Origin of the sequence: Brucella pseudogrignonensis, from assembly GCF_002252525.1 — a bacterium.
Taxonomy (GTDB): Bacteria; Pseudomonadota; Alphaproteobacteria; order Rhizobiales; family Rhizobiaceae; genus Brucella; species Brucella pseudogrignonensis.
This window is the reverse complement of record NZ_NNRM01000035.1, coordinates 1-17,881: the sequence shown is the minus strand read 5'-3', so window position 1 is coordinate 17,881 and position 17,881 is coordinate 1. Positions and strand designations below refer to the sequence as shown.

The window sequence follows — 17,881 nt, the reverse complement described above, 5'->3', positions numbered from 1 at the left end:
GAGGGAAACTATCCATCCAATATTGGCTAAAGGCTTCGTCAACCCGTGGATAAATTTCTGCGCGAATAAGGGAGACTTGCCAATGACCAAACCAACATTCAACGATAGTGATGTGCGATTTTCGGAGGAAATTAAAGTCCGTGCTGTGGGACCAGCGGATAAAACACACTGGAAAAAACTCTATCGAGCCTATGCCGCTTTCTACAAGGTACCCATGAATGACGATATACTTGATCGCACATGGGCCTGGTTGCAAGACGCATCGCATCCAGTGGAAGGGCTGGTGGCTCAAGCAGGCGAAAGCATTATCGGTTTTGCCCACTACTGGCCTCAACCAAGGCCTTTGCAAGGCCAATATGCTGGGTTTCTTGATGACCTTTTTGTCGATCCATCTCACCGCAGTCGCGGTGTTGGGCGTATGCTTATTGGGGCGCTCAGCGATACTGCAAGCATGCGCGGCTGGACGATGCTGAGTTGGGTGACTGCGCAGGACAATGTAACTGCGCGTCGTCTTTATGACGACATTGCAAAAGCAGCCAACTGGGTCACTTACGAGCGTTCATTTTGATGATTTTGCAGCCTGCGGCGTTAATACGCTGCAGGCTTTTACACGTAGCTAAAACTTTTTGGGTTTAACTACATTTTAATGACGGAACGACCTTAAGTGTGTGGAATATCTTTTCAAGTTTCCTGACCGCGATCTCGAGTTCGATCGGCGTATAAGCTGCGAAACCGAGCAGAAACCCAGCTTCGCCTTCACCTGTGGCATGGAGTGCTGATAGCCCTAACAGCTCAATTTTAGAACGACGAGCGGCTTCCAAAACCATTTGCTCGGAGATGTCGCATGTCAATAGGCACGGCATTTGCAAGCCCCCCACCGGAACGCGCGGCTCGACAAATCCCGCAAGATGTTTGCGAACCAAACTGCTCAATATTTCAAGGCGCTGGGCATAGATACCGCGCATGGTGCGAATATAGGCTCCGAAATGTCCGCCTTCTATAAAGCGGGCAAGCGTATATTGTGAAAGGGACGCGGTATGGCCATCGAGAAGCGTGCGGGCCGTGGTCATCGGTTTGACCAGCTGTTCCGGCAAAACTACATAGCCTATTCGTAGCCCCGGAAAGAGCGACTTTGTAAAAGTGCCGATATATATGGTTCTTTGATGCTGATCGAGGCCTTGCATACAGGCGGTAGGCCGACCTGCATAATGAAACTCACTGTCGTAATCATCCTCTATTATCCATCCCCGATGACGTTTTGCCCATTCAATCAATGTAAGCCGACGGTCCAGGGCCAAGGTCGATCCCGTCGGGAATTGGTGTGAGGGCGTGAGGAACACAGCGCGTGCCGGATGGGGGTCATTAAGGATTGGCTCGACGTTTACTCCTTGCTGATCCACCGCAACGGGCACGCAATTCAACCCAGCAGCATCAAATGCCTTGCGGGCTCCATAATAGGCAGGATCTTCGATATAGATGCGCTCACCCGGATCAAACAAAACATTCGCACAGAGCGTCAGGGCCTGTTGCGAGGATGTGAGGATTAGCACGCAATCCGCAGTGGCACGCGCGCCACGCTCGAGATTGATGTAATCAGCTATCGCTTGCCGCAAGGCTTGAACACCTTGCGGATCTCCATGCAAAAGCATTTGCTGTCCGATCTCTTTGAGAACTTGTCTTTGCAAACGCTCCCAAAGCGCGAGCGGAAAATTTCGTGTTTCGGGTATGCCAGGAGCAAAAGCACGCGGGGCCAAGCTCTCGCGCACGCCACCGCTGTGAATCATCGCATTGCCACGCTTGCTGAGTTCAGGCGACTGATCTTTCAGCTCTGTATTATATCGTGCGCGCCGATGACCAAGTGAAAGTTCTGGAATCTGTGCCACAAAGCTACCGCTGCCGACGCGACGGTCGATGAAGCCTTCTGCATGAAGCTGCGCATAAGCTGCTTCAACTGTATCGCGTGAGACACCGAGTGACTTCGAGAGCACGCGCGACGCCGGCAATGGTTTTCCGCGGCTGAGTGTTCCGTCCACGATGAGTTGTCGGATCGCACGTTGAATGCGCGCATGGAGTGGCATCGCCGTATGCGCTGGGTGATTGAGCCATGCTTTTACAGATTCGAGTTGCGAGTGCTTGAACAAATGGACGGTATCTCTTGCTGTAATCGAGGGGCATATCAGGCAACTGTGCGTGTAAAAGTCAAGCCGTTCTATTGACCTCACGGAGAAGCCTTCCGCACGCACCGCTACAGCTGCTCGGATAGATGATATATTCCACCCTGTTGTTGCGTAATTGATCACAGTTATCGTCAATTATGGCGGCACGCTTATTCTCTTTTTCAGGCTGCCGCGTAGCCAATCTTAAGCCAGATTTGACAGCATCTGGGTCTGGTCGATTTCGATCACCGTCAGGCATTCGGGTTTGCTGCTGAGCTGATGTTATCCTGAACCAATCATAACGGCATAATCCACGCCAGCCGCAGCGTTCCTCGCCACTGCTCTCGCCACGACATCCTATGCGGAAGCGATTGGTGCATACATGATCTCAGCTATTGCCTTCGTGGTTCTCAGCCTCACGCGATACTTTGAAAAAGTTATCCGGCTGATACCTCCGGGTATAGCTTCGGGCTTGCTTGCAGGCATATTGTTACAGTTCGGAATAGGCGCTTTCAGCAGTGTGAGCGTCGATCCCGTTTTGGTGGGTACGCTGATCGCTGCCTATGTCGTTTTAAAGCGTGTTTCCGCACGATATGCAGTCATTGGCATCTTGATGATTGGGCTTTTTCTTTTGCTGATGCAGGGTCGTGTTGATCTGTCTGATCTGGAATTGAAACTGGCCGCGCCGGTTTTTACCATACCAGAGTTTAGCCTGAACGCCACGCTCAGTATCGCATTGCCGTTGTTTCTGATCACACTAACGGGTCAATATATGCCCGGCATGTTGGTGCTACGAAATGATGGATTTCAGACAAGTGCCAACCCCATCGTAACCGTAACGGGCCTGGGTTCACTCATAATGGCACCTTTTGGCTCGCATGCTTTCAACATTGCAGCTATTACTGCTGCGATTGCTACCGGACGGGAAGCGCACGAACATCCGTCAAAACGCTGGATTGCCGGTATTGCTGCGGGTTGTTTTTATATTCTGGTTGGGGTTTTTGGTGTAACACTCGCAGCAGTGTTTATACTGTGCTTGCGGGGCTTGCTCTGCTTGGCGCCATTGGGGGAAGTCTTGCTGGTGCAATGGCAGATGCTCGTTCGCGAGAAGCATCGCTTATTACCTTTCTGGCATCCGCTGCGAATATCAGTTTGCTCGGCATCGGCGGAGCATTCTGGGGGCTCGTCATTGGCCTCGTCGCTTCTGTCATCCTCAACGCAAGTTTCCGTCCTGAATAAGAGTAATTTCCCTCTTTTGCGCTTAACTGCATTGCAGTAAGCCTTGCGTGTAGTTCATAGCTGAGATGCGCAAAAAATAGATGCAACATGATAATTGTTTAGGCATAAGTCTATCAGCTGTGACGCGCGTTCCTCCCATTTCCGCGTCCAGTTGTTCCCCTCTGAAGGTTTGACCTTCTAAATTTATAGGGCCTCGGTTTCCGATGGCTCTATTTTTTTATCTATCCGCTAGATTCGTATGGTCTTGAAGATTGCTATCAGCGGCAGACTATTTGAAAGCAATGTCATGCTATTTCGTTATAAGTGGGAAGAAAAGCAGTCTGGAGCCCACACCCGCGAAGCAAGTTCAACTGATCTAGGTCTGTTAAAGGCCATCGTCTCGTTGGTCGTTGTTTTTCGACCGTTCTGTTCTGCAGGGTGCTCGCGGGTAATAGAGAGCGATGTCGGCAGCCGTTCGTTAAATACAGCCGCTAGCAGTGACACTTGTTAGGTTCTTTTACGGTACAATCTCTGCTCTCTCAACACGAGTCGTTCGCACGAGAGGATGGCTTGCATCATCTCAAAGGGGCTTGATGATAATTAGTTCGAACCGACGTGCGTTCAAAGCTACTGCCCAGCGAATTCCTGCCGATTACGTTCTGCAACCAAGCAGCATAAAACGCTAAGTGTAAATTATCTGCTGGGATAGCCTCCAAGTCCGCAGGGGTATAATGATGCGGTATAAATTACAGTCGGTTGTGAATGCGAGACCGCACCGTTTTCTGCTTTAGCGCTTGTACACTCCCGCCGAACCATGAAGGTTTAACCTATTATCCTGCCGCCTTTTTGCCTGCTTCGTAAAGTTTGCAGAAAACCTGCACGATAACTCCACAGACTAATTATACTCATTCTCCTCACCCGTTACTAGCCGACTTAGGGATGAGATTAACGTTCGACCCCTCTTTGTAAAGAATGGTATTCCAAAGCCGGCTAAATTTTTCGTTTCAGGAAAATCGAAATGACTGTTGAAGCTTCGCTAATTGTTTTTTCCCCCCTATACCTGGATCTAGTGGGGGATGATTTTTTCATTAAAGCAGAAGACATTGACGGAAGGCTCTGGACCCTAATGGGTCCAATATCCGATAATGAGGTTGCTGCTTCATTTCGCGCTGCTCAAAGTGCTTTGGAAGATGGCTGGGGGTATCTGATTGCTTTGAGACGTAAGCTTGCTGGCCCAGAATGTTGACACGCTCAAAGCACCACTCTTGCTTGAAAAATACTGGATAAGTAAATGCTATTTAAGTAATTACATAATTTTTTCTTAATAGTTCAAATATTTGGATATTTTTATGAAATGTTAAGTATTTATCATCTGTTGGATAAATTATTCGTTATGAAATAATTATTTTGGCGCGTTGGCAAAAATTTGAATATCAGGAGAAAGAAATGTTGATACGCAATTTTTTCATAGTGTGCTGCATGTTGTTTGCCTTCGCATGTTTAATGTCATATTTGATCAACAATTTCCAGGAAGCTCGTCCAGAATTTCACCACGCAGCTTTTTATAACTACCCTTAAAGAACCACAACCGGTGACGGTTTTTCCCTAGTTAAGAACCCATAGATCCAAAAAGAAATAATGATAGGCTGAGTCACTGATAAAAGTGGGCTGAAAATCACAACCTCCATACAATCTGCACCTTTTCTCGATCTTACGTAGACTGAAGGATGGGAAGTGGTGGCATTCGATTTAATTTGGACGACCCTATGTCAAACCGCCGCTTCTCCATTCTCGCTATCGTTGCAGGCGGATGTTTCATCGCTGCCATGCTTGCTTTGCAAGATTGGAGCAGTTCAGATCCGGAAGCCCAGGTTGCCTCATCAGCCGTCCCACTGCACGCTGAAACTGTTAAAGTCGGTCGGGAACGCGTTCTTCTTACGGATGAACTGCCGGGGCGAGTTGCGGCTTTTAAGAAAGTTGAAATCAGGCCGCAAGTCAGTGGGATCATTAAAAAGAAAGTTGTTGAGGCCGGCTCCCGTGTCAGCGCTGGTCAGATCCTTTTCGAGATTGAACCTGCTTTATTTTTGGCGGATCTGGAAACTGCACGGGCCGCATTGACGCGTGCAGAAAGTGCGCTGGAGCATGCTCGCTCGGGCTTTCAGCGCGCTGAAGCTTTGCTCGCGAGTAAAGCGGCAAGTCTCAAAAATTATGAAGACGCGCGCAATAATCTGACGACGGCGCAGGCAAATCTGGCCGAGGCACGTGCTGTTCTTCACCGTCGTCAGCTTGATCTTGACTTCGCCACCATAAGATCGCCGATTGATGGCTACGTCGGGCGAACCGTAGCGGACGAAGGCTCTCTCGCATCAATTTCGGGGCAGACCGAACTCGCAGTCGTTCAGCAGCTGGAACGTGTTTATGTGGATTTACGCCTGCCTGCGACAAAACTCGATGCCGTGCAATTTGCGGCAGAAGAGAAAATAGGCCAGATTGAGATACTACGTGCCGATGGCAAGCCATATTCCTATCCGGCGAAGCTGGTGCTTTCAGATGTTACGGTTGACACCGTGACGGGCAATGCAACGATCCGAGTGCTCGTTGAGAATCCTGAATTGCAGCTTTTGCCTGGCATGTTTGTTCGTGCCCAAGTGCCAAGCGGATTGCTCTCCGATGTAATACTTGTTCCTGAATATGCTCTCGTTCGGACAGGAGGAGACGACGCCAGTCTCATGGTCGTTGATCCCGACGGGCACGCAAAAAGGCGCAAAATAACGCTTGGAGAGGCCATCGGTCGCCGTGTGGTGGTCAAGTCAGGGCTTCAACCGGGTGAAACCATCGTAATTCGCGGTCAGGACCGTTTGCAGGATGGGATGCTCGTAAACACCGATCACTCAGCCAATGCGACGACTGTGAAAGACAAGATTTAAAGGCCAGATTACCATGCCACAATTCTTCATCAATCGCCCGGTGTTTGCCTGGGTGATTGCCATATTCATTGCATTGGCTGGTGTTGTTGCGATCCCACAACTGCCGGTTTCACGTTATCCTGTTATCGCACCGCCGAGTATCGGTATCTTCACAACATATACTGGAGCTTCTGTTCAAACGGTCAATGATAGTGTGGTTGCTCCTATCGAAAAGGAACTCTCAAGCGTCAAAAACGTTTTATACTATGAATCGACAGTCGACTCGACAGGTGCTGCGAATATCACGGTGACGTTCAAACCTGGAACGGACCCCGAACTCGCTCAAGTGGACGTTCAAAACAGGTTGAAAAATGCCGAGCCTCGTCTTCCAGAAGTCGTTCGCCGTAACGGAATAAATGTGGAAGCGTCGGAGTCGGGCTTCCTTATGGTCATTGCGCTCAAGTCACGCAGCGGTGAGACAGACGAGTTGAGCCTTGGTGACTATCTGACGCGTAACGTTGCCGAGGAGCTCAAACGCGTTCCAGGCGTTGGACGTACCCAACAATTTGGCTCCGAACGTGCAATGCGTGTTTGGGTTAACCCGACGAAACTGGCTGATTACAACCTTAGCATGTCCGACGTGACGAACGCGATTGCCCGCGAAAACGCTCAAGTTTCGCCCGGCAGGGTCGGGGACGAACCGACCGTTCCGGGGACCAAAGTTTCAACGCCACTGATTGTGCATGGACAGTTGAACTCACCCGAGGCGTTTGCAGCAATACCTTTGAAAACCCAGACAGATGGCGCGCGGCTGCTGTTGTCCGATGTTGCACGTGTGGAACTTGGCGCACAGACTTTTGCCTTCAGCGTCAGCAGTAACAGCAAGCCTGCTGCTGCAGCGGCGATACAAATGTCGCCGGGTGCCAATGCCGTCAGCACTGCGGCGGCGATCGAAAAGCGGTTAGGTGAACTGCAGGCTACAATGCCGAGTGATCTCTCAGTCTCAATTTCCTACAATACCGCGCCCTTCGTGAAAGTGTCGATTTTGAAGGTGGTGCAAACACTTGTAGAGGCGATGGTTCTGGTGTTCCTCGTGATACTGCTGTTTCTGCAGAAGTTGCGGTACACATTGATCCCAACAATTGTCGCGCCGATCGCGCTGCTTGGCACATTCGCGGTGATGTTGGTTGCCGGTGACACGATCAATGTTTTGACCATGTTTGGCATGGTTTTGGCAATCGGTATCATTGTTGACGACGCGATTGTCGTCGTTGAAAACGTAGAACGGATCATGGCAAGGGAGGGGCTCTCGCCGAAGGAAGCCACTCGCAAAGCAATGCGCGAAATTTCGGGCGCTATCGTCGGGATCACATTGGTTTTGGTCGCCGTCTTTATCCCTATGGGATTGTCCGATGGTTCTGTGGGAGCAATCTACCGCCAATTCACAATGTCGATGGCAGTGTCGATCCTGTTTTCAGCCTTCCTCGCACTTACCCTTACGCCTGCTTTGTGCGCCACTATCCTCAAACCTGTCGGCCCCCACGCAGAAGTGCGTTTCTTTTCGTGGTTTAATACCAAGTTTGACCGTTTAAGTGAACGCTATACCGGCGCTATCGGCTGGATTTTACGGCGTGGTGTTCGGATATTGTTGGTTTACATTTTGCTCTTGGGAGTATTGGGCGTTGGTTACTCTCAACTGCCGACGTCGTTCGTGCCTGAAGAAGATCAGGGAAATTTCATGGCAATGTTCGAGCTGCCGGCTGGTGCCACAGCAGAGCGTACGCTGGAGATTATTGCAAAATATGAAAAACACACGGCATCGCGTGCTGATATTACGGAGAGCATCGTTATTCAAGGTTTCGGATTTTCCGGCTCTGGTCCGAATGCTGCTCAGGCGTTTACCAGTCTTAAGGATTGGAGTGATCGTAAGACAACGGTAAACGACGAGATCGCGGCGGCGCAAGCGGCGATGGCGGATATTCCGGAGGGAACTGCGATGATAATGAAACCACCGGCCATTGAATCGCTGGGAACAACATCTGGTTTCTCCCTTCGCTTGGAGGATCGGGGTAATGCCGGGCCAACAGCACTGAAAGCGGCCGAGAGCGAGTTGATAAGGCTCGCCTCCAAGAGCAAATTGCTCACGGGCGTGATGACGGATGGGCTTCCAGATGGGCAGAGTATTGCGTTGAATATTGATCGCCAGAAGGCGCTGGCTCTTGGTGTTTCTTTTTCAACCGTGAGCGACATGATTTCGACAGCAATCGGGTCAACTTATGTCAACGATTTTCCGAAAGACGGCCGCCTTCAACAGGTAGTCGTGCAAGCCGATGCACAGCATCGTATGCATATTGATGATGTGCTTCGCCTTGAAGTGCGCAATATTGATGGCGCAATGGTTCCCCTGTCGGAGTTTGTCCAGCCTGTCTGGCAAACGACGCCGCTTCAATTGGCGCGCTATAACGGCTACCCTGCTGCTCGTCTTTCAGGTTCCGCTGCGCCGGGCGTTTCGAGTGGAGTGGCAATGTCCGAGATGGAGCGATTGGCAAAACAGTTACCGTCAGGATTTGCGGTTGCGTGGACGGGGCAATCGTTACAGGAAAGACAATCCGCAACCCAGACGCCAATTCTTTTAGCCGCATCGATGCTCGTGGTATTTCTGGTCTTGGCCGCACTTTACGAAAGCTGGACGATCCCGCTGGCCGTTATGTTGGTTGTGCCGCTTGGCGTGCTCGGGGCTGTGCTGGCTGTGCTGGCGCGGGGCATGGAAAATGATGTGTTTTTCAAGGTTGGCGTCATTACGATAATCGGACTTTCTGCAAAGAACGCCATTTTGTTGATTGAATATGCTCGCCATCTGCGCAACGAGGGGCAAAGCCTCTACAGAGCAGTGCTTAAGGCATCACGATTGAGATTCCGGCCAATTCTGATGACTTCACTGGCCTTTATCTTGGGGGTCGTGCCACTCATGATCGCGCGCGGGGCCGGTTCTGAAATTCAGAATGCAATAGGAACAGGGGTTTTTGGAGGAATGTTATCCGCAACCGTCCTGGCTGTTTTCTTTGTACCCTTGTTATATGTAACAATCAGCCGACTAATCAGAGTAAGAAAATAACACCCGTCCGCCGAACTCAATCGGTGCCTTAAATGAACACCCGTCGAAAACGTTTCAGAGATGGTAGATAGCCATGAACAATGCTTTAATTCTTATTGTTGAGGATGAGCCCGAAATTGCTGAAATCATCGAGACGTATCTGTCTCGCGAGGGGTTTCGCGTTGTCACGGCAGGTGACGGAACTGTCGGGTTAGGGCATCATCTTCGTCTTCGCCCTGACCTCGTGGTCCTCGATATTAAGTTGCCGGGAAAGGACGGTTATGAGGTATTGGCTGCAATCCGCAGGCGCGGCAATACGCCAGTCATTATGGTGACTGCGTTGGCCGAAGACTTGGATAAGCTGCAAGCTTTACGTATCGGAGCAGATGACTACGTTGTTAAGCCTTTTAATCCGCTTGAGGTCGTAGCGCGTGTGAAAGCCGTCCTGCGGAGAAGTATGGGCGCGCCGACTGAACGTTTGTTGCGCGTGGGGCCGGTAACCGTGGACTTACAGGCGTATCGTGTCACGGTTGAAAGGGACACAGGTCCTCTCACGCTTGAGTTAACAAAGACAGAGTTCCGTATTCTATCCCATATGGCTGCAAGTCTGGGGAAGGTTTTTGAGCGCTCGGAGTTGGTTGATGCGTGTCTGCCCGAAGGTGAAGCGCTCGACCGGACTGTGGATAGCCATGTGAGCAATTTACGCCGCAAGTTAGCTGCCGCCGGAGCTGATGGATTGCTTACTGGAGTGCGCGGCGTTGGGTACCGCTTGGACAATACAAATGGGTAAAAACTTAAACTCATTGATTGTGCGTGCGATGATAATGCTTACGCTGTTGGCCTTCGCTGTGGTTTACTTCGGGCTGACGGCTTACTTTTTTTTCATTTATGAATGGCTTTACCCCGATTTCACCAATGATGACGTACTTCGGACTGGCGATATCATAACTCTGGGCCTTCTCTTAGGAGTGGGTATATCGACAGCTTCAGTGCTTGGGTGGGTTCTTGCAAAGCGGATTGTCGACCCGTTGAAGTCGGTCGCGAATGCGGCGCGCAAGATTGCAAATGGTGACTTCTCTGCACGCGCCAGTTTACGACACGAAAACTTCGGCGAGGCAAGGGATTTGGTTAATGACTTCAACCAAATGGCGGAGCGATTGCAGCGTGCTGAGGCTGAGTTGCAATATTCCAATTCAGCGATCGCGCATGAGTTGCGGACACCGCTGACGATACTTCGCGGCCGCCTGCAAGGTCTGCTGGATGGAGCCTTTTCACCCAGTAGTGAATCCTATGCACGCCTTATCGGGCATGTCGACGACCTGTCGGCAATTGTCGAGGAATTGCGCACACTTGCACTCGGCAATGCTGGCAAACTTGACCTGCAGTGCACCCAATTTGACTTAGCGACAGAGGCTGGGAGCGTTCTTGCATCGCTGGAAGATCAGTTCGAAAAATCTGGGATCAAAACGGTGTCCGCGCTTGGCCATGCAGTTACAGTTGCTGACCGTTGGCGTGTGCGGCAGGCTTTCATAGCCTTGCTTGAGAATTGTTGCCGTTACGCACCGCAAAGCACCGTGTCCGTCGAGACCGGCGTCGCAGGCGAACACGTTTTTTTCCGCTGTGGCGACACGGGGCCAGGCCTCTCCGAGGAAAACCGATTACGGGCTTTCGAACGCTTCTGGCGCGCTGACGATTCGAGGGGGCGGGGCAGGGGAGGATCCGGTCTCGGCCTATCAATTGTGAAAGCGATTGCACAGGCGCATGGAGGGGACGCCCGTATTCTCTCCCTTAAAAACTCTGGCTTTGGGATCGAAATCCGCATTCCGATCCGAGAAACCACGGCTTCGAATTGAGAGAACCAATGTCTCCAACGCCTCAAAACCCAGACGATTATGATAGTCTTGCCGCGCAGCACGTCTCATTGCGGCGTGTGTTAGCACTCTTCAGGCCTTTCCGGAAAAGGATCGCGACTGTTATTGTGCTGATGTTGATCGCATCGGCAACCGGATTGGCAGGGCCTTTTCTTTTGCGTGCGATTATCGATGACGCATTGCCCCGAAATGACCTTAAACTGTTGAGCTTGCTTGTGGCAGGTATGATCCTTGTCGCGCTCGTGTCAGCCATAATCGGCGCATGGCAGGTGGTTCTAAGTTCACGTATCGGACAGGCTGTACTTCATGACTTGAGGGTGAGATTATACGCCCATCTCCAGAATCTTTCACTTCGGTTTTTCACGGGCACCCGCGTAGGGGAGGTGCAGTCCAGAATTGCAAATGACGTCGACGGCCTTCAATCGCTTGTCAGTGATACGGCTAATGAGCTCGGGCGCTCGCTCAGTTCTGTCATTATGACGTCTATCGCCATTATTATTCTCGACTGGCGATTGGCGCTCCTCGTACTGTTTATCGTGCCAGGAACACTTATTATCAGCGGCCGTGTTGCCCGGGCACGCGAGGCTCTCACCTTTCAGCAACAGGGCCGCGCTGCCGATTTGTCGGTTGCCGTGCAAGAAACACTTTCTGCCTCCGGTATCATACTCGCTCGCACAATGGGCCGTGCCGCGCACTTAAATCAGCGATTTAACCGCATCTCAGGTGATCTCGCGCAACTTGAGGTGAGATCGCGCACGGCTGGTGAATGGCAGTGGTCCCTGATCGGCTTCGCTCTTGCTGTTTTACCGGCATTTACTTTGCTTGCAGGCGGCGTGTTGATGCAAACACAGAACCCGGCAACCATAGGGACACTTGTGGCTATGATCGCTCTTCAAGAGCAATTGCTTTGGCCATTTGAACAATTACTCGAAATCGGCCGTGATGCGCGCAAGACACGGGCATTATTCGCGCGAATATTTGAGTACTTAGACAAGCCAGTGGAAATCACCGAACGAGCAAATGCGAAAACTATTCCTCGGTCTGCGATGAAGGGAGAGGTGGAACTGGACCATGTCAGCTTTAATTATGGCGAGGAGGGCCGTTCTGCTTTGCACGACGTCAGTCTTACCATTAAAGCGGGCAGCAATGTCGCGATTGTGGGACAAACCGGTTCCGGAAAGACGACACTTGGCTACCTTTTGGCGCGGCTTTATGACGTCGATAGCGGCGCCATCCGATTTGACGGCGTTGATTTGCGTGACCTCAGCTTCCAGTCTCTATCAGAAATGCTGGGGGTTGTTTCTCAAGAGCCCTATCTTCTGCACGCTACAGTCGCAGAAAACCTGCGTTTCGCGAAACCTGAAGCAACCGATGAGGAACTTTATGCTGCGGCTACGACCGCCCAGATACATGACCATATCATCGGTTTACCCGACGGTTACGACACAATCGTAGGGGAAGATGGCTATCGCTTTTCGGGTGGTGAAAAGCAACGCTTGGTTTTAGCCAGAACTATTCTCCGAAATCCTCCGGTGCTTTTGTTGGATGAGGCCACAAGTGCACTTGATACCCGCACGGAACGTGCAATGTCAGACGCTTTGGCACGCATGTCGGAGGGACGAACAACCATTACGATTGCCCATCGATTGTCCACAATACGTCACGCTGACATAATTGTGGTTATGAATGCAGGGCGAATAGTGGAACAGGGCAGCCATGATGAACTTTTGGCGCTTAACGGAGCCTATGCAGAATTGCTGCACAATTCTTAATTAGAATCCGTATTCTGTTGCATTGGGTACTGACGACATTAATTTGCGGCCCAATCAAGCCAGCGCAAATTTAATGTCGTGTTTGCTGTCATTGAGTTGAGAACTCTCTCGCCAGACTGGCAGACTTTAAGGTGTTGATCGAACGCGATCCAACACGGCTAAATAAGTTGAAGAGCCTCCAACAGAGTGAACTCGCACGTTCACATTCTGCGGAAGATACAATTCCCAGCATCCAACTAATCTCCAATGTTCGTCCACGCAATCTCGATCAAGGCTTGTTAGCTCTGATACTGCCATTTGAGCTTTGTAAAGAAAGAGACGAAGAAACGATTATATTTTTAAAGTGCATTCGAAAAGAGTAATATACTTTTAGTAAAAACTCGAAATATAAATTACATAATTATATAAGTACATTCTATTGAATGTAAATAAGAAGTATTGCGTAATTATCAGTGATGCAATAGTAACACACAATTTTGTATCAATATTATTGATAATTAGAAGGTTGAAAATGTTTAGCGAATCTTACTACAAGGCTCTGCCTCAAAACAAAGGAGAATCAAATTGAACGCTAAAATTATTCTTTTCTCATCGGTGGCATCACTTGTAACCATAACATCTGCAAACTCTGCTGATTATATTGTTTCACCAGAGCCAGAAACGGTCCAGTATGTCCGGGTCTGCGATGCATATGGTGCTGGTTACTTCTATATCCCTGGCACAGAAACTTGCCTGCGTATTCACGGCTATGTTCGCGCTGACCTGAAGGGCGGCGATAATGTATATGGACGGACGCGCCACAATGTTCCAGGCTTTACGAACAACAGCCGGGACACTTACAATTTTTTGAGCCGCTTCACCTTGCGTTTCTCGACGGTCTCGGAAACCGAACTCGGCACCTTGCGCACCTATGCTGAAACTCGCTTTCAGTATGAAAATGGCACAGATTCCAGCTCGTCCGGCTCGTTGCGTTTGGCTACATTCAGCTCGGCGGTCTGCGTATTGGTCTGGATGAATCAGCGTTCACAACATTTACCGGCTACGCTGGAAGTGTAATCAACGACGATGTTATCATGTTTGGCGGATATCGCACAAACGCGATCAGCTACACCTTCACCGGTGGCAATGGCTTCTCGGCTATTGTCGCTCTGGAGCAAGGCGGCAACGGTGATATAGATGCAGGCAAATATACGTTAAACGGCCGTACCCATACTATTGCTGGACGGATCGACAAATACACACCCCACGTTGTTGCAGGCCTTCGTTATGAACAAGGTTGGGGTGCAGTGTCGACTGTAGCGGCGTATGATTCAAAGAATGAGAAATGGGCGGGAAAGGTTCGTCTCGACGTGAACGTCACGGATCAGTTGTCGTTGTGGGTGATGGGTGGCTATAAGTCAAATAAAGACCGTTATCTTGCGACAGAGCTGAATTCTGATGGTTCGTTCTATCGCGGAATTCGCTTGCGAGACAGCTTCTACGGCACCTGGGGCGGAGACTGGGCAGTTTGGGGTGGCGCTAAGTTCAAGGCTACTGACAAGGCTCACTTTAACGTACAGCTGGCCTATGAAGATGCGAAGACATTCGCAGCCACTGCAAATGTTGCTTATGAAATGGTGCCTGGATTCACCGTCACACCTGAAGTGTCTTACACCAAATGGAATGACAAGCTTTCCGACCTCAAGGGAAAGTCAGCCTGGCAAGGCATGGTGCGTTTTCAACGTTCGTTCTGATCTGAAATTGTCGTGAAGGAAAAGTTGACCTCCAGTCCTTAGACTTACGACAGGAGCGGCGGCACAATGCCGCCGCTCTATTGTTATCAGCAATAAGCGGTTAGCGCTCTTCACAATAAGCCGGGCGGTGACATCGGTCTGCGCGACACGTTCCAGGATTATTCCTTCATCTGGATCTGGTGCAAAGTATTATTGTTTAAAAGAATTTACTAAAGCATTTCCTGTGTTAGTTGAGTCATTGGAGATGCTCCATCCATCTGTTTCTACTCGCATCTTGTTCCGAAAACCGCTTCGCACTTTTCTGGAGGCGCTCTAGCGCCTTCCAAGGTCCATACTTCGTACCTATCGATTTGTTTATAAACAGACGCTCCATAAGTTCTGGATGATTTCTCAACTTCATCTTGATGAACATCCTGTTGAAGGGCGATGAGCGCTCGTCAGCATCTCCGCGACATGAGCGTCTTTCGAGATTTCGAAGCTTATTAATCGTAGAAAAAGCGCATTATGTACTCAAGAACAAAAAAAACCTGGCGGTTAAGTTTTAACAGTATCACATTAAGTTTTCTCGTCGCTTTATATCTTACTATTTTCAATAATAATGCTTTTTGGAGGCTCTCCTCCGAACTGCTTTCTGCATTCAACATAGCATCTCTATTTATATTTTTGTTTTGTATAATTTTTGCATTATGTGCAACGTTCTCAGCTAAGTACGTTGTTAAGCCAGTATTCATTTTCTTGATTATTACAGCGGCATCAGCGTCCTGGTTTGTCGACAGTTTCGGCACAATTATCGACGTCGAAATGCTGCAAAGTGTGGCTGATACCACCCCCGCAGAAGCCGGACATCTGATAAGTTTTGGTTTTATTGTCCATCTTGCACTTTTTGGCGTGATCCCAGCTCTTTTAATTGCCTGGGTCAAAATTGTGCATCGACCTATAGGCGCTAAGATTAGGCAAAACTCTGTCTATATTTTCGGAGCCTTGTTGATGGCGGTTGCGGTGTTTCTAAGCCAGGCTGGGACATTCACATCATTAGGCCGTGAGCATCGTGACTGGTTCGCCAAGCTTAATCCCGTCATGCCGATCGGGAACGCTGTTAAACTTGCTTTAAGGGCCAGCAAGAACAAAAATATTGTCGTCAAACCGATCGGAATGGACGCTAAGGTCGCCGGAGATACCACTAAACGACGCAAACCACGCATTCTAATCGTTGTGGCTGGCGAAACAGCACGAGCAGAGTCTTTTTCGCTAAACGGCTACACCAGAAACACCAATCCGGAATTAGAACGAGAGAACATTTTCTATTTCTCGAAAACCTCGAGTTGTGGGACGATCACTGCAGTTTCCCTTCCGTGTATGTTCTCTCCATACACCCGTTCAGATTATTCGCATCAGAAAGGCCTCGAAACCGAAAACCTTCTTGATGTGCTGGTTCACGCAGGCATTCAGGTGGACTGGTGGGAAAATAATACCGGACATAAGGGGATTGCCGACCGAACCGGAAGTCAGTCTTTCTCACCTTCTCAATATCCGGGGTACTGCAAGAACGGAGAGTGCCGTGACGGTGTCTTCTTAGATAGAATTGATGAGTACCTCGAAAATGTTAAACAGGATACGGTTCTGGTTCTACATCAGTTAGGTAGCCATGGTCCCGCATATTATTTGCGATATCCAGATGAGTTTCGTCGTTTCACTCCTGACTGCAGAACGTCAGATTTTTCAAAATGTACAAAACAAGAAATTGTCAACTCTTACGATAACACAATTGCATACACGGACCATTTTCTCGCCTCTCTGATACAGAAGCTTCGTCCTCACCAAGATGCACTTGAGACGTCATTGGTTTATATGTCGGATCACGGTGAATCGCTTGGCGAGTTTGGCATTTATCTTCACGGAGCACCATATTTTATGGCTCCCTCGCAACAAACACATGTCCCTTACCTGATTTGGCTGGGGGATAACAGGCTATCTGGAAAGCAGGATGCGTGTATTGAACGGGCAACGACATTGTCACAAAGTCACGACAACCTGTTTCACTCGGTTCTGGGGTTGATGCATGTCAAAACCGACGTCTACCTGCCTGATTTGGATACCCTCTCATCATGCCGGAGTGAATAATCGAAATGAAGCAGTATATCCCTTCTAAGAAAAAAGGTGTTGCTCATCTCATCGCTGCTACGACGTATTCTCTTGGCGGTGCCCGACGTCTCTTCAAAGAAGAGGCAGCGCGGCATGAATTGGTGGCCTTCATCTTAGTTTCGATATTGTTCTTCCTGGCAAGCGTGAGTATTAAAAAGCATCTTGCTTTTTTTGTATTACTCCTAATTTTAATCGCGCTGGAGGCATTGAATACAGCTATTGAGGAAATCGTTGACGTTGTCTCGCCTACTTATTCGACCGCTGCACGCCATGCAAAAGATTTGGGATCTTTCGCCGTTTTTTGCATGATTGTTGTTAACGTCATCTACGTCTGCCATATATTTACAACGTGCTGGCTGTAATGGATGATGCGTCAGGCATCCTGGACAGGCTTTATGGGCAAGAGAGAACGGAGTTTGACTCTGCTCGACGACACCGTGTTATGCCGCGAAGCAGCGTTTTTTAATCGTGTCGGAATACGCGTCCGGCCTGTTATCCTAACCAAGCGACATGCGCGAGTAGCGGCAGCTGTCGCGATATAATGTAACTGCCCGACCATCGTAAAGTTGATCGATGATTAGGCGTTCCGGCAGACGACAGTCAGAACCGATCCGGAAAATGCGTTCGCTGATTGGGACAAGCTCGATATCGGTGTCGGGTCCTTCAACTCCCCCGGTGATATGAGCCAAAGCCTGTTTTCTCGCATTATAATGCGAAAATTAGGGCACCATGGAGAGTAGCTTCGATAGCGTCCAGTCAATCCCGCATAGGGATGCTGTAGCTTCACAAAATGTGTATCATTCGGACGGCCGCCTTCCGGAATATACACGCGGCTGCCGAAATACCATTTCGCGGTACGTTCACCTGTGAGGTCAGGCTGAAGCGCGACTTTTGCCGTTTGAGTTTACGCAAAACGATGTCTGTTTGCGAAGATTTTCTGCCGAAAGACTTCTGCGGGCGTTTTGTACCCCAAACATTTGCGCGGCGTA

11 protein-coding genes and 2 pseudogenes are annotated in these 17,881 nt (G+C 49.7%); 11 read left to right on the top strand and 2 right to left on the bottom strand.

Annotated elements, in window-relative coordinates; genetic code table 11:
• The first annotated feature begins 82 nt into the window (after positions 1-82).
• On the top strand, positions 83-568 hold the full coding sequence (locus tag CEV34_RS14785; RefSeq protein WP_094543855.1) for a GNAT family N-acetyltransferase: 486 nt from the start codon (positions 83-85) through the stop codon (positions 566-568).
• A gap of 64 nt (positions 569-632) precedes the next feature.
• Here CEV34_RS14785 and pdxR read toward each other — a convergent pair whose 3' ends face one another.
• The gene (gene pdxR / locus CEV34_RS14780) at positions 633-2,141 is read right to left on the bottom strand and encodes a MocR-like pyridoxine biosynthesis transcription factor PdxR (RefSeq protein ID WP_094543854.1); all 1,509 of its coding nucleotides are present in this window, start codon (positions 2,139-2,141) and stop codon (positions 633-635) included.
• A gap of 151 nt (positions 2,142-2,292) precedes the next feature.
• On the opposite strand from pdxR, the pseudogene CEV34_RS14775 reads away from it, so the two are divergent.
• The 10 genes and pseudogenes from CEV34_RS14775 to CEV34_RS14730 all read left to right on the top strand — a co-directional run bounded on the left by CEV34_RS14775 (position 2,293) and on the right by CEV34_RS14730 (position 17,254).
• Positions 2,293-3,395 (top strand): annotated as a pseudogene (locus CEV34_RS14775) (benzoate/H(+) symporter BenE family transporter).
• 997 nt (positions 3,396-4,392) lie between these two features.
• The gene (locus CEV34_RS14770) at positions 4,393-4,620 is read left to right on the top strand and encodes a hypothetical protein (protein WP_007881845.1); all 228 of its coding nucleotides are present in this window, start codon (positions 4,393-4,395) and stop codon (positions 4,618-4,620) included.
• A 520-nt stretch (positions 4,621-5,140) separates the two neighbouring features.
• Positions 5,141-6,301: an efflux RND transporter periplasmic adaptor subunit gene (locus CEV34_RS14765; protein WP_007881847.1), complete on the top strand. Its 1,161-nt coding sequence runs from the start codon at positions 5,141-5,143 to the stop codon at positions 6,299-6,301.
• A gap of 13 nt (positions 6,302-6,314) precedes the next feature.
• Positions 6,315-9,395, top strand: coding sequence for a multidrug efflux RND transporter permease subunit (locus tag CEV34_RS14760; protein ID WP_094543853.1), 3,081 nt, complete (start codon positions 6,315-6,317; stop codon positions 9,393-9,395).
• A 73-nt stretch (positions 9,396-9,468) separates the two neighbouring features.
• Positions 9,469-10,164: a response regulator gene (locus tag CEV34_RS14755; RefSeq protein ID WP_007881852.1), complete on the top strand. Its 696-nt coding sequence runs from the start codon at positions 9,469-9,471 to the stop codon at positions 10,162-10,164.
• Between the two features lie 34 nt (positions 10,165-10,198).
• Positions 10,199-11,227, top strand: coding sequence for a sensor histidine kinase (locus CEV34_RS14750; RefSeq protein WP_235819068.1), 1,029 nt, complete (start codon positions 10,199-10,201; stop codon positions 11,225-11,227).
• Positions 11,228-11,235: 8 nt separating this feature from the next.
• Positions 11,236-13,017 carry an ABC transporter ATP-binding protein gene (locus CEV34_RS14745; RefSeq protein ID WP_094543851.1) on the top strand — a complete coding sequence of 594 codons (1,782 nt, stop codon included), beginning with the start codon at positions 11,236-11,238 and terminating at the stop codon, positions 13,015-13,017.
• Positions 13,018-13,581: 564 nt separating this feature from the next.
• Positions 13,582-14,750 (top strand): annotated as a pseudogene (locus CEV34_RS14740) (porin).
• Positions 14,751-15,254: 504 nt separating this feature from the next.
• Positions 15,255-16,871, top strand: coding sequence for a phosphoethanolamine transferase (locus tag CEV34_RS14735; protein WP_094543850.1), 1,617 nt, complete (start codon positions 15,255-15,257; stop codon positions 16,869-16,871).
• A gap of 5 nt (positions 16,872-16,876) precedes the next feature.
• Positions 16,877-17,254, top strand: a complete 378-nt coding sequence (locus CEV34_RS14730) for a diacylglycerol kinase (protein WP_094543849.1) — start codon at positions 16,877-16,879, stop codon at positions 17,252-17,254.
• A 135-nt stretch (positions 17,255-17,389) separates the two neighbouring features.
• Here the strand turns inward: CEV34_RS14730 and CEV34_RS14725 are convergent, their stop codons facing one another.
• Positions 17,390-17,581 (bottom strand): hypothetical protein, encoded by a 192-nt coding sequence (locus tag CEV34_RS14725; protein WP_094543848.1) that lies wholly within the window; start codon positions 17,579-17,581, stop codon positions 17,390-17,392.
• Between the last annotated feature and the right edge of the window lie 300 nt (positions 17,582-17,881).

Excerpts from the sequence above, each read along its gene's own strand:
- CEV34_RS14770 (WP_007881845.1), top strand. The coding sequence starts at position 4,393 with ATGACTGTTGAAGCTTCGCTAATTGTTTTTTCCCCCCTATACCTGGAT.
- CEV34_RS14755 (WP_007881852.1), top strand. The coding sequence starts at position 9,469 with ATGAACAATGCTTTAATTCTTATTGTTGAGGATGAGCCCGAAATTGCT.
- CEV34_RS14735 (WP_094543850.1), top strand. The coding sequence starts at position 15,255 with ATGTACTCAAGAACAAAAAAAACCTGGCGGTTAAGTTTTAACAGTATC.
- CEV34_RS14765 (WP_007881847.1), top strand. The coding sequence starts at position 5,141 with ATGTCAAACCGCCGCTTCTCCATTCTCGCTATCGTTGCAGGCGGATGT.
- CEV34_RS14750 (WP_235819068.1), top strand. The coding sequence starts at position 10,199 with ATGCTTACGCTGTTGGCCTTCGCTGTGGTTTACTTCGGGCTGACGGCT.
- CEV34_RS14760 (WP_094543853.1), top strand. The coding sequence starts at position 6,315 with ATGCCACAATTCTTCATCAATCGCCCGGTGTTTGCCTGGGTGATTGCC.
- CEV34_RS14785 (WP_094543855.1), top strand. The coding sequence starts at position 83 with ATGACCAAACCAACATTCAACGATAGTGATGTGCGATTTTCGGAGGAA.
- CEV34_RS14745 (WP_094543851.1), top strand. The coding sequence starts at position 11,236 with ATGTCTCCAACGCCTCAAAACCCAGACGATTATGATAGTCTTGCCGCG.
- CEV34_RS14730 (WP_094543849.1), top strand. The coding sequence starts at position 16,877 with ATGAAGCAGTATATCCCTTCTAAGAAAAAAGGTGTTGCTCATCTCATC.